Here is a 12,441-nt window from a genome sequence, read left to right as displayed (position 1 = left end):
CCGCCCCCCGCACCCCCCGACCCTAGGGGACCCTAGGCCCCCTAGGGGAACCCCCAAAAATACGCAGGGGGAGCCGCGGCTCCCCCTGCAACCCCCTGCGGATATTTGCGTCGGGTGAATTAGGCGCCGCGCGACAGAGCGGCAACGCCGGTGCGGGCGATCTCGCGCAAGCCAAGCGGGCGCATCAGGTCGGCGAAGGCGTCGATCTTTTCCGGCGTGCCGGTCATCTCGAAGACGAAGCTTTCCAGCGTCGAGTCCACCACATTGGCGCGGAAGATCTCGGCCAGGCGCAAAGCCTCGATCCGCGCCTCGCCCTTGCCGGCCACCTTGAAGAGGGCCAGCTCGCGCTGCACGCTCGGGCCCTCGGCGGTGAGGTCATGGACCTCGTGCACCACGACCATCCGTTCCAGCTGCGCCTTGATCTGGGCGATGACGGCGGGGGTGCCGCGCGTCACCACGGTGATGCGCGAGAGGTGGCCTTCGTGGTCGACCTCGGCCACGGTGAGGCTTTCGATGTTGTAACCTCGGCCCGAGAAGAGCCCGATCACCCGTGCCAGCACACCGCTTTCGTTGGCGACGACGACGGCAAGGGTATGGCTTTCGATGATCTCGCCATTGGGGTCGCGCAGGTCATAGGCCGAATGGCTGGACGAACCGCGTTTGATGTTGAGAGCGTTCATTTCTTCGCTTCTTTCATTGGTCCATAAATATCCCGGGGGTGCGGGGGCTGGCCCCCGCTCCGCCAGATCACACCAGCACCGCGCCGCCGGCCTTGATGGCGCCTTTGGTGTCGGCGTCGCCGAGGAGCATCTCGTTGTGCGGTTTGCCGCTCGGGATCATCGGGAAGCAGTTCTCGTGCTTTTCCACCCGGCAGTCGAAGATGAAGGGGCCGTCGTAGCGGATCATCTCCATGATGGCGTCGTCGAGGTCGGCGGGGTCCTCGATGCGGATACCCTTGCAGCCGAAGGCCTCGGCCAGTTTCACGAAATCGGGCAGGCTTTCCGACCAGCTGTGGCTGTAGCGCTCGCCGTGCAGCAGTTCCTGCCACTGGCGCACCATGCCGAGGCGTTCGTTGTTCAGGATGAACTGCTTGACCGGGGCGCGGAATTGCATCGCCGTGCCCATTTCCTGCATGTTCATCAGCCAGCTCGCCTCACCGGCCACGTTGATTACCAGCGAATCCGGATGCGCCACCTGCACGCCGATCGACGCCGGCAGGCCGTAGCCCATGGTGCCGAGGCCGCCCGAGGTCATCCAGCGGTGCGGTTCCTCGAAGCCGAGGAACTGTGCGGCCCACATCTGGTGCTGGCCGACCTCGGTCGTGATGTAGCGGTCCATGCCCTTGGTCAGCGCTTCCAGCCGTTCCAGCGCATATTGCGGCTTGATCGTCTTGGAGGAGGGTTTGTAGGACAGCGATTTGACCGCGCGCCATTGCTGGATCTGGCTCCACCATTTCGGCAGCGCGGCGCGGTTGGTCTTCGACCCCCGGGCGCGCCACTGGCGCAGCACTTCCTCCAGCACCGAGGCCACGTCGCCCACGATGCCGACATCGACATGCACCACCTTGTTGATCGAGGAAGGGTCGATGTCGATATGCGCCTTCTTCGAATGCGGGCTGAAATCCTTCAGCCGCCCGGTGATCCGGTCGTCAAAGCGCGCACCGATGTTGATCATCAGATCGCAGCCGTGCATGGCGAGGTTGGCCTCGTAAAGCCCGTGCATCCCCAGCATGCCGAGCCAGTTCTTCCCGCTCGCCGGATAGCAGCCGAGGCCCATCAGCGTCGAGGTGATCGGGAAATCGGTCTCGGCCACCAGCTCGCGCAGGAGCGTCGAAGCCTTGCGGCCAGAGTTCACCACGCCGCCGCCGGTGTAGAAGACCGGCTTCTCGGCCGTCTCCATCATCTCGACCAGACGGGCGATCAATGCCTCGTCGCCGCGCACGCGGGGTTGGTAGTGCGAGATCTTGCTGTCTTCGCGCGGCATGTAGGTGCCGGTGGCAAATTGCACGTCCTTCGGAATGTCGACCAGCACCGGGCCGGGGCGGCCGTGGGTGGCGACGTGGAAGGCCTGGTGGATCGTCTCGGCCAGCTTGTCGGTGTCCTTGACCAGCCAGTTCATCTTGGTGCAGGGCCGGGTGATGCCGACCGTGTCAGCCTCCTGGAAACCATCGGTGCCGATCATGAAGGTGGGCACCTGGCCCGACAGCACGATAATCGGGATCGAATCCATCAGGGCATCGGTCAGCCCGGTCACCGCATTGGTGGCGCCGGGGCCCGAGGTCACCAGCGCCACGCCGGGCTTGCCGGTGGAGCGGGCATAGCCCTCGGCCATATGGACCGCGCCCTGTTCATGGCGCACCAGAATGTGCTTGATGTCATTCTGCTGGAAAATCTCGTCATAGATCGGAAGGACGGCCCCACCGGGGTAGCCAAAGACCACCTCGACGCCCTGATCCTTGAGCGCCTGCACCACCATTCTCGCACCGGTCATCTGCCGCATCGTCTTATCCTCATTAGCCAACAAAAAGCCCCCGGGAAACTTCACGGGGGCGCATGGATACCTGATCAGGTTGCCGTTACCGGCCCATGCGCCAACACCCTACAATTACAAGTGAGAGAACCATGTCCCGCCTCGTTTCCCGTCATTCCGTCTGGACCGGGACACTATGAGCGGGCTTCGGGGGCGTCAACCGCAAATCGTACAGAATTATGTCGCCGGACCGTGATTTTTTGTACTTATATTGCGTGTTTTGGGGGATGAGACGCAACTAACGCAAAAGTGAGGGCTGTGGCCGGGCGTTCTGGCACCGGACTCGGCGGAATCCGGCTCAATGTAAATATCTGTAACATGGGATCTTGCACGGGGCAGGGGGCGGGGCCATCTTGGATCATGTGAAAGACATTCACATTCAACTCGCCTCCCGACCCGCAACCTCAACCAACCAAGGAGAGATCTGCCGATGTACAGCCAGCCTCAATCCCCTCCCGCCACCGGCGGGCCGGGTGGCATCCTTACCATGGCGCGCAATGTGCAGGCCTGGCTTGACGCGCGTGGGCGCGGCGCCTGGATCGCGGCCATGATCCTCGCCTTCATCTTTGTCTGGCCGATTGGCCTTGGCCTTCTGGCCTATATGATCTGGAGCAAACGCATGTTCAATCGTTCCTGCGGCGAAGGCCGCGATACCCGTGACGGTCGTGATGGGCGCGGCCCCTGGGCCAGCCATTTCGGCAGCCAGTGGGGCGCCAAATGCGGCAGCCGTCACATGGGCGGCTTCCGTTCCTCGGGCAACTCGGCCTTTGACGCCTACAAGGAAGAGACCCTGCGCCGCCTGCAGGACGAACAGGAGGCCTTCCAGTCCTTCCTGCAGCGCCTGCGCGAGGCCAAGGACAAGACCGAGTTCGACGCCTTCATGGAAGACCGCGCCAAATCGGCTCGTCCGGCTTCTGCGCCCTCGACCGATGTCGGCTCTTCCGACCCGAGCCGCGACCCCTCGCGCGATCCGACCCGCGACGGAAACTTCTGAGCCGAGCGTATCACTTCTGCGGCCCCTTCGCGGGGCCGCCTTCCGCCCCGCCGTTTTGCCCATCTCTCCTGAAGGGAAAGCCCCATGTACGCCGATCACCCCTACGCTGATCACCCCCCGACGATCCATGTGATCCCCGAGGATCGTCTTTTCGCCGATGTGGCGCCGCGCCGCGCCATCGCCTGGCTGATCGACACCGTGATGATCGCGGCGATCACGGCGGTTCTGATCCCCCTGACCGGGTTTCTGGCGCTGTTCTTTCTGGGCGGGCTTTATCTGGTGGTAAGCTTCCTTTACCGCTGGCTGGGGATGGCGCGCGCCTCGGCCACCTTCGGGATGCGGCTCGTCGGTCTGACCTTCCGTGACCGGACGGGCTATCCGATCGACGGGGGCACGGCGTTCCTGCATACGCTGTTCTACACGCTCTCGGTCGCCTTCGTCTTTCCGCAGGTGATCTCGGTTCTGATGATGGCCTTCACCCGGGCGCATCAGGGCCTGTCGGATGTGGCCTTGGGCACCGCGCTGGTGAACCGGAGCGCCTTTCGCTGAAGGGCGAAAGCCGTCATGATCGTGTCACAGGATCATGTCACAAGGCCCTTGGCGGCAGCGCCGGGCCTTGCTAACCTTGCGGCATTCCTCAGCCGAAGGCCATCATGCGCCACACCTTGCCGATCGCCCCGCAGTTCTATGTGACGGCCCCGCAGCCATGCCCCTATCTGGAGGGCCGGATGGAGCGCAAGCTGTTCACGGCGCTGCAGGGCGAACATGCGCAGCGTCTGAATGACTCGCTGTCCAAGCAGGGGTTCCGGCGCAGCCAGAACGTGCTGTACCGGCCGTCCTGCGCGGAATGCTCGGCTTGCCTGTCGGCGCGGATCCGGGTGGCGGATTTCGAACCCTCGCGGACGCATAAGCGGGTGTTGAAAGCGGCGGCCCATCTGCGCCGCAACGCGACCTCGCCCTGGGCCACCGAAGACCAGTTCGCCCTGTTCCGCCGCTATCTCGATGAACGCCACGCTGATGGCGGCATGGCCGACATGGATGTCTTCGAATTCTCCGCGATGATCGAGGAGACCCCKATCAAGAGCCGTGTCATCGAATATACCCGGCCCCCGGGCCCGGGCGAGCGCGGGCGCCCGCTGGCCTGTGTCAGCCTCACGGACGTCTTCGATGACGGACTGTCGATGGTCTACAGCTTCTACGACCCCGACCTGCAGCACCTGTCGCTTGGCACTTTCGCCATCCTCGACCAYATCTCCATCGCGCGCGAGGCGGGGCTGCCTTACGTCTACCTCGGCTATTGGGTGCCGGGCAGCCGCAAGATGGGCTACAAGGCCAATTTCTCGGCTTTGGAGATCTACAAGTCCGGGCAATGGGTGCCGATCGGCGACCCCGCCGCCCATGTGGCCGAGCTGCACCCGCTGTCGGTGGAGCCCATCGCCGAACAGGTCGCCCGCATCGCCCTGCCCGAAGCGCGCGGGCTCTGATGCGGCTATCCGCCTTCTCGGTCCTGGTGCCCGATTATGACGCGGGGATCGCCTTCTTCTGTCAGGGCCTCGGCTTCACCCTGAGCGAAGATATCGACCAGGGCCGCAAGCGCTGGGTGACCGTCACGCCGCCCGAGGGCGGCATCCGTCTGGTGCTGGCCCGCGCCGACGATGACAAGCAACGCGCCGCCGTGGGCAATCAGGCCGGCGGGCGCGTCTGGCTTTTCCTGCAATCGGATGATTTCGAAGCCGACCAGGCCCGCATCCGCGCCGCCGGCGGCATCTTCGAAGAAGACCCCCGCCAAGAACCCTACGGCACCGTCGCCGTCTGGCGCGACCCTTTCGGCAACCGCTGGGACCTGATCCAGCCCAAGGGCTAAAACTCGTTTACCTTTCATTGGTCCATAAATATCCCACGGGGGGTGCGGGGGGTGTGAAACCCCCCGCTTCTCACGCCAATGCCAAGCGCGCCGCAGCCATTCTTGCCGCCATCCGTAGCGCTGCCACGGTGCTGTCGGGCCGGGCGAGCCCCTTGCCTGCGATGTCAAACCCGGTGCCGTGGTCGGGCGAGGTGCGGATGAAGGGCAGGCCGAGGGTCACGTTCACCCCGCCGTCGAAATCCAGCGTCTTGATCGGGATCAGGGCCTGGTCGTGGTACATGCAGACCGCCGCGTCATAGCCTGCGCGGGCGCGGGCGTGGAACATCGTGTCGGCGGACAGGGGGCCGCGCAGGTCGAGGCCCTCGGCGCGCAGGCGGGTCAGGAGGGGGGCGATCATCTCGACCTCCTCGCAGCCCATGGCGCCACCTTCGCCGGCATGGGGGTTCAGGCCGGCGATGGCGAGCCGGGGCTTCGCGATGCCGAAATCGCGGCGCAGCCCGGCTTCGGTGAGGCGGATCACCTCCTCCAACAAGGCGGGCGTCAGGCTGCGCGGCACGTCGGACAGGGGGATGTGGATGGTGGCGGGGACGACGCGCAGCACCTCGGAGGCGAGCATCATCACCACCGGGACGCCGCCGGCGAGGTGGGCGAGGTATTCGGTATGGCCGGGAAAGGCGAAGCCCGCGCCGTCCTTCAGCGCCTTCTTGTGGATCGGCAGGGTGCAGACGGCGGCGGCTTCGCCCGCCTCGACCAGGGACACGGCGCGGGCGATCACGTCGATCACGCCCTGGGCATTCTCCGGGCGCGGGTCGCCGGGGATGGCGGGGCCGGCGAAGGCATGGGGCAGGACGGGGAGCAGATGCGCTGGCACCGAGGTGACCTCGGCCGGGGCGGAAATCTCGGCGAAGGCGGTGCCCTGCGGCAGGTGGCGCGGGTCGCCGAGCCAGAAGAAGGGCAGGTCGGGAAGGGCCTTGCGGGCCAGCACCGCGATCTCGGCCCCGATGCCCGCGGGCTCGCCGCAGGTCAGGGCGATGGGCGCACCGGGGGCGGCGGTCTGCCAGCCCCGCGCTGCCTTGGACGTGGCGGATGTCATCTTTGCGCCTTCAATTCTCAACGATGATGGCGCTGGAGCGCAGATCCTCGAGGTAAGCGGCGGCGAGGAGGCCGATCTTCTGGCTGACAAGCGCCGCGCGGATGTCGTCGCGCGCAAGTGACTGCGCCGGCTGGCGGCTGCACAGCATCAGAAGCGCCGGGGTTCCGGCCGGGCCGGTCACCACAGTGCTTTCGCCGGCATCGAGGGAGGCCAATGCGCCGCGCAGGCTGGCGGGGACGGCGCCTTCGGCCACGGTCTCGCGCTGGAGGGCCGCGGCGGGCAGGCCGCGCGCGGTGACGTAAAGCCCGTCACAGCCCGACAGGCTGGCCTGCAGCCGGCCCAGATCGGTGCCGACCGGCGCCTGGTAAAGCGCGTAATCCACCTGCATCGCGGATTTGCTGCCGCCGGCCTGACCGACATCGCGCAGGAAGTAGAAGGTCAGCGCGCCCTGCTGGCGCACCGGTTTTGTCATCTCGCCGGGTTTGACCCCGCGCAGCGCCCCGGCCACTTCGGGCGGCAGGTCGCTTTCGCTCATCCAGCCGAGCGAGCCGCCCGAGCTGGCCGAGCCGACCTTGGAGTAAAGCTGCGCCATGGCGGCGAAATCCTTGGCGGATTTGACCTTCGCGGTGATCCGGCCCGAGACGAGGCCCAGATCCATCTTGCCGTCATCCGGCACGACGATTTCCGACAGGAGCAGGCGGCGTCCGGTGCCGGGCACCGCTGCCGTCCCGGTGGCAAGGGCGCGGTCGATCTCGGCATCGCTGACCGTCACGCGGCCGCCGAACTTGGTGCGCACCGCCGCGCGCCAGGCGACCCCGGCGGCGATGAAGTCGCGGAAGGTCTGCGGCGCGACGCCGGCTTCGCCGAGGGTCTGCACCAGCTGTTCGGTGGTCAGTTTGCCGCGCGCGGCAAATTCGGCCATGCCCTGGGTGACCTCGTTGGTGTTGATCCCGACGCCGAGCGTCTTGGCCGCACCGGTCTCCAGCCGTTCCGAGATCAGGCCGTCGCGGGCGATCGCGGCCAGATCGCCCTGCTGGCTCAACACTTCCAGGAATTTCTGGCGCTGGCGCAGTTCAAAGGCGGTGATGACGCTGCCGTTCACCGTGATGGCGGGGGCGATCGTGCTCACCGGCTCCAAGGGGGCGGGGGTGTTGGAGACCGGGGCGTCTTGCGCCTGCACCTGATCCTGGGTCGGAAACTGCGGCTGCTCCTGCGCCAGCGCCGTGTGCGGCACGACAGCCGCGCCAAGGCCCGACAGCGCCACCACGAGAGACACTTTCAGCGCCAGTTTCAGCACCACCCGCTGCCGCATCTCCCAACCTGCCATCCGCTTCATCCGCCTGTTCCTGTCCGCCACTGCTTTCGTCACGCTGTCGTCACTCTTCCGGTCCCGGCCCGGCATCGCGGCCCGGCTCATTTCCGGCACATCTGCTGCGCGCCCTGCCGGGGCGTGCCGCCGAAGCCCAGAAGCTCGACCGAGACCCCGAAATTGGTGCTCGGCCTCACACTAGTCGAGGACGTGTACCGGCGCGAGATGGAAAGATCGACCGACAGGCACTCGTTCTGATAGTTCAGCTTCAACCCGGCTTTGGCCATGTGCTGGGACACCATGTCATAACGGTTGGTCACCGCCGCCGTCCAGTTGGGTGTCAGATTGTAACTGCCGTCCAGCACGACTTCGCGCACCGGGGTCGGTCGGTCCTCGCTCGGGTCGGCGAGAAGGTATTCGTAGCCGGTGGCCAGGCTGAGGTTGGGCCGGGTCAGGTCGAGGCGCACCTCGCCCTTGGTCAGGCTCATGCCATTGCCGATCAGGGCGCGGCTGGTCAGGCTGAGCCCGCCGGCATCGGCGACCGACCACGAGACCAGCCAGTCCGAATCCTTGCCCTGCAGCCCCGAAGCCGTGCTGAACTGGCCGAGGTCGTCAAAGCGCAGCACGCGGCCGGCGGTGACGCCCAGCGTCCAGCCCGCTGCGGCGGTGCGCAGGTAATTCACCCCCAGATTGACCCGGCTGCCGCCCTCGAACGCATCGGCGCCGGGGAAACGGTCCAGCGCGAAAAGGTTGCTTTCGTCAAATTCGACCAGGGTCGAATCCTCGTTCGGGATCCGGTTGTCGTTGTGGGGGGCCACGACCAGCTGCATCACCGGCTCGATCAGCTGGCTGCCGCCGCCCTTGTCGGCGCGCACCCAAGGCCAGCGCAGCTCGACCCCGCCGATCGCCGTGCTGCGGTAGGGGTAGCCCGCATAGACGCTGTCCTGCCGGATCGAGTAGAAATCCGCCTCGGTCTGGGCCTCGGTCGCAATCTCGATGCCGTTGTTCAGGGTCCAGTTGCGCCGCCAGCTGCCCTTGAAGGTCACGCGGCTCATGTCGCGGCCATCGGCCACGCCATCGCCATTGGTGTCGAAGGGGTCGGAGGAGGGGCGGTAGAGGCTTTGGGTCTGCCATTCAAAATCGCCCTCGCCACCGAGGATGGCGGGCAGGAAGCGGCGGTGGAAGTCGAAGGAGGTGATGTAGGACGGCTGGGTCGTGTTGTCGTCGCCCTCGCGCAGCGAGCGCAGGCCGGTGACCGAGGCCGACAGGAACAGGTCGCGCTGCACCCGCGTGACGCCAATCGTGCTTTCCAGCCGGTCGTCGTCCGAGATGTCGTAATCCGACAGATAGGACGGGTCGCTGACCAGGATGCCGTGGAAGGCCAGCTTGTAACCGCGCCCGAGGTCGAAATTGCCGGTGGTCTGCAGATAGCCGCGGCTCGATCCCGGCAGGATCTTGTCCTCGGTGCCGGCGCCCTCGATCTCGAAGGTGCCGTTGGCGAAGGCCTGGCGGTAGCGCAGGTTCAACGTGCGGTCGCCTTGCGTCGTCAGGTACGGCGTCAGCAGGAGGTCGCGGCTGGGGCCGAGGGCGATGAAATAGGGCACCAGCATCCCCGGCCCAAGTGACGAGGTGCTGCGGAATTTCGGGATCAGGAAGCCGGTGGCGCGGGTCAGCGTCGGATCGGGCACCCGCAGCGTCGGCAAAAACAGCACCGGCACGCCGCCAAAGCGCAGGGTGGCGTCGCTGAACCAGATCTGCTGGGCCACGGAATCATGCAGGACCTCGCGGGCGCGGATCTCCCAAAGGGGGGTGCTGGAGCCCGCGCAGATCGTGCAGGTCGAGGCCGCCACCCGGCGCATCGCGGTATAGCGCCCGCCATCGGCGCGCAGCACCTCGCCCGCGGCCAGCTGCAGGCGCTGGTCCAGCACGATGCGGGCCGAGGTCAGGATGCCCTCGGTCAGGTCGGTCGAAAGGTTGGCCTGTTCGGCGAGGAAGATGTTGCCCTTGCCATCCTCGACCCGGATCGGCCCGGTGATCAGCATCTTGTCGGTGCTGCGGTCATAGGTGATGGCCTGGGCGGTCAGATGCTGGCCCTTGTAGAAGACCTCGACATGGCCCTTGGCGATCAGCACGTCCTGGCTTTGCACGGTGACGGCATCAGCGACCAGCGTGGTGCGCGGGTCGGGGGCGGTCTGGGTGGCGGCGGTTTGCGCAAAGGCGGGCGCTGCCGGCGCGAGCAGGGCCGCCGCCATCAGCATTCCGCGTGTCAAGGGAAGCAGCCGGCGCATCAGCCATCCTCCAGATGCAGCAAAAGTCCAAGCGCCAGCATGGTTGCGGCGGCGGGCGGGGCCCAGGCGGCCATCAACACCGGAATCTGGCCATTGTCACCGAGGATCTGGCCGAAATTGCGCAGAAAGAACACCACAAACCCGGCAAGGAGCGCAAAAAGCACCAGGGTGCCGGTGCGCGCCATCCGGGCGTGGCGCATGGTGAAGCCGGCCGCGATCAGCACCATCGAGGCCAGAAGCAAGGGCTGGGCCAGCTCGATCTGGAACCAGACCTGATGGCTGCGCGCCGAAAAGCCCGCCCGCTCCAGATCGCGGATATAGGCGGGAAGTTTCCAGATGCTGACCGCACTCGGCGTGCCGAAACTGTCATGGATCCGCTCGCGCGTGAGGTCGGTGGCGAGCTTGGTGCCCTCGGCCACCGGGGCGGCGGCGCGTTCGGGATTGTTCTGATCCAGCGGCCAGGACTTGGCGCGGGACACCTGCCAGAAGCCGGGGATCAGGGTGGCATTGGCCGCCTCGATCCGCTGCAGCGGGGTGCCGTCGGGGCCGAAGGTCAGGAAGGTCGCGTCGTAAAGCTCGGTCCCGTCCAGATTGGCGCGCTCGGCCTGGATGACGGTCTGGCCCGTGTCGTTGCCCTGGCGCAGCCAGAGCCCGCTGTCGGAGACCGACAGCACCGAACCGCCGCGCGCATGGCCGGCGGAAAGCGTGTCATAGCGGCGCTGGGTGGCCGCAACCAGCGGGTCCATCACCGCCACCGCGACGCAGCCGATCACCAGCGCCGTCAGGACTGGCGCACGCAGGAAGGACAGGCCCGACCGCCCGGCCGCCCTGACCACCACCAGCTCGGACGAGCGTGACAGGCCCAGAAACAGCCCGATCGCCGACAGGACCAGAATCAGCGGCAGGATGCGGTAGAGCGTCTCGGGCACGTTCATCAGCGACAGCAGCAAGGCCTCGCCTAGGGTCAGCCCGGGGTTGGAAAAGCGGCGCATCTCGTCGATCAGGTCGATCATCACCATCAGCATGAAGAAGCCGAGGAAGATCCGGATGAACAGCCACAAAAAGCGCCGCGCGATGTAAAGGTTCAGGATCACGCGGCACCTCCGGCGAGGGCGGGCGCGTCCTCGGGCCCGGTGGCCGGCACCGGGCGTGGACGGCAGGTCCAGGCCAGAAGCGCCCCGGCGATGGTCAGGCCCAGAAGCGGCGCGGCGTAGACCAGGATCCAGCCGCGCGGCATCCCCGCCCCCATGCCCGTAACGGCGGTGGCAAGGCCCTGAACCAGAACCAGAAGACCGATCGCGATGCCGATCTGCCACCAGAGGCCAAAGCGGCTGAAACCGCCGATGATCAGGCTGGCAAAGCCCACCAGCGTGACCGACAGCGCGAGCAGGGGATCGGCCAGCCGGCTGTGCGCCTCAAAGCGCAGGGCGTCGGCGGTATCGCCTGTCTCGGACAGGATGGCGGGGGTCGGGAACAACAGATCCGCGGTCGAAAGCTCGGACGAGCCGCGACCGGGGCGGGTCGAAGCGGTCAGCAGCGCCCCGATGTCAAAGGTGAAATCGGCGAATCGCGTCACCGACAGATTCTGCGTCGCATGGTCCAGCACCTGTGCCATGCCGTCGAACATGATCAGCTTCGGCCCCGCATCGCCGCGCACGAAAAGCGCCTTGCGCGCGGTGTAGGTCGTGGCCTCCAGCGGGTTGCGGTCATCGGCGAGGAACAGGTCCATCAGCTCGCCCTTGGCCGAGATCTCGCGGATATAAAGCGTGGTGTCGGGCGAGGGATGGGTGAAGCTGCCCTCGGTCAGATAGCGCGCCGTGATGTTCTCGGACATGGCGGCGCGGGCCGAGACCAGTGCCGAGCGGCTGGCGGGCACCAGCACATTGTCCATGATCACCATCATCAGGGCGACACAAAGCCCGAAATAGAACACCGGCCGCGCCAGCCGCCAGGCGGAAAAGCCGGTGGCCTGCATCACCACCATCTCGCTTTCGGTCAGCATCCGGTTGGTACCGTAGACCGTGGCGATGAAGGCCGCGACCGGCACCACCAGCTTGATCACCGTGGGCAGGGTCAGGACCGAGAACTTGAGGAAGACCAAAGCCGTCTGACCGTCACCAATCAGCTGATCGAACAGGCCGACGGCCTTGTTGATCCAGTAGACCCCCACCAGAACCAGCGCAAAAAACCCGAAGAGCTGCAGGTATTGCGACAGAAGATAGCGGTCGATCCGTGGCAAATTCCGTCCTCACAGCTGGCCTCGCAGGTGGGCCTTCCGGCGGACCCTAAACCGAAAGCGGGCAAACGGAAAGACGGGCGAAACGGAAAGCGGGGGAAACCGCGAAACCCCTCGCGGGGCGGGCC

At 66.3% G+C, this 12,441-nt stretch carries 11 protein-coding genes; 4 read left to right on the top strand and 7 right to left on the bottom strand.

All coding sequences use genetic code 11. From position 1 onward, the window contains the following. Positions 1–119: 119 nt before the first annotated feature. Positions 120–680 (bottom strand): acetolactate synthase small subunit, encoded by a 561-nt coding sequence (ilvN, locus tag AC1DVR_RS18085; protein WP_478001998.1) that lies wholly within the window; start codon positions 678–680, stop codon positions 120–122. A gap of 67 nt (positions 681–747) precedes the next feature. Further along, entirely contained in the window at positions 748–2,520 is a 1,773-nt protein-coding gene (locus tag AC1DVR_RS18080; protein WP_478001997.1) for an acetolactate synthase 3 large subunit, read from the bottom strand. A 439-nt stretch (positions 2,521–2,959) separates the two neighbouring features. Here AC1DVR_RS18080 and AC1DVR_RS18075 point away from each other — a divergent pair, with 439 nt between their 5' ends. The 4 genes from AC1DVR_RS18075 to AC1DVR_RS18060 all read left to right on the top strand — a co-directional run bounded on the left by AC1DVR_RS18075 (position 2,960) and on the right by AC1DVR_RS18060 (position 5,387). Further along, a complete protein-coding gene (locus AC1DVR_RS18075; RefSeq protein ID WP_478001996.1) occupies positions 2,960–3,523 on the top strand; it encodes a DUF2852 domain-containing protein in 564 nt (187 codons plus the stop codon). Between the two features lie 84 nt (positions 3,524–3,607). After that, positions 3,608–4,072, top strand: coding sequence for an RDD family protein (locus AC1DVR_RS18070; protein WP_478001995.1), 465 nt, complete (start codon positions 3,608–3,610; stop codon positions 4,070–4,072). 104 nt (positions 4,073–4,176) lie between these two features. Beyond that, positions 4,177–5,007 carry an arginyltransferase gene (locus AC1DVR_RS18065; protein ID WP_478001994.1) on the top strand — a complete coding sequence of 277 codons (831 nt, stop codon included), beginning with the start codon at positions 4,177–4,179 and terminating at the stop codon, positions 5,005–5,007. Further along, positions 5,004–5,387, top strand: coding sequence for a VOC family protein (locus AC1DVR_RS18060; RefSeq protein ID WP_478002003.1), 384 nt, complete (start codon positions 5,004–5,006; stop codon positions 5,385–5,387). The genes AC1DVR_RS18065 and AC1DVR_RS18060 overlap by 4 nt, the downstream gene beginning before the upstream one ends. 70 nt (positions 5,388–5,457) lie before the next feature. On the opposite strand, the gene pdxA is transcribed toward AC1DVR_RS18060, so the two are convergent. The 5 genes from pdxA to lptF all read right to left on the bottom strand — a co-directional run bounded on the left by pdxA (position 5,458) and on the right by lptF (position 12,316). Then, a complete protein-coding gene (gene pdxA / locus AC1DVR_RS18055) occupies positions 5,458–6,480 on the bottom strand; it encodes a 4-hydroxythreonine-4-phosphate dehydrogenase PdxA (RefSeq protein WP_478001993.1) in 1,023 nt (340 codons plus the stop codon). A gap of 10 nt (positions 6,481–6,490) precedes the next feature. Continuing rightward, positions 6,491–7,816, bottom strand: a complete 1,326-nt coding sequence (locus AC1DVR_RS18050; protein ID WP_478001992.1) for a peptidylprolyl isomerase — start codon at positions 7,814–7,816, stop codon at positions 6,491–6,493. A 77-nt stretch (positions 7,817–7,893) separates the two neighbouring features. Then, entirely contained in the window at positions 7,894–10,077 is a 2,184-nt protein-coding gene (locus tag AC1DVR_RS18045; protein WP_478001991.1) for an LPS-assembly protein LptD, read from the bottom strand. Beyond that, positions 10,077–11,171 carry an LPS export ABC transporter permease LptG gene (gene lptG, locus AC1DVR_RS18040; RefSeq protein ID WP_478001990.1) on the bottom strand — a complete coding sequence of 365 codons (1,095 nt, stop codon included), beginning with the start codon at positions 11,169–11,171 and terminating at the stop codon, positions 10,077–10,079. The genes AC1DVR_RS18045 and lptG overlap by 1 nt, the downstream gene beginning before the upstream one ends. After that, a complete protein-coding gene (gene lptF, locus AC1DVR_RS18035; RefSeq protein ID WP_478001989.1) occupies positions 11,168–12,316 on the bottom strand; it encodes an LPS export ABC transporter permease LptF in 1,149 nt (382 codons plus the stop codon). The genes lptG and lptF overlap by 4 nt, the downstream gene beginning before the upstream one ends. Positions 12,317–12,441: the final 125 nt, after the last annotated feature.

It is taken from the genome of Rhodobacter sp. P2_H5, from assembly GCF_056403335.1.
This window is presented reverse-complemented; position numbering and strand designations above follow the sequence as displayed.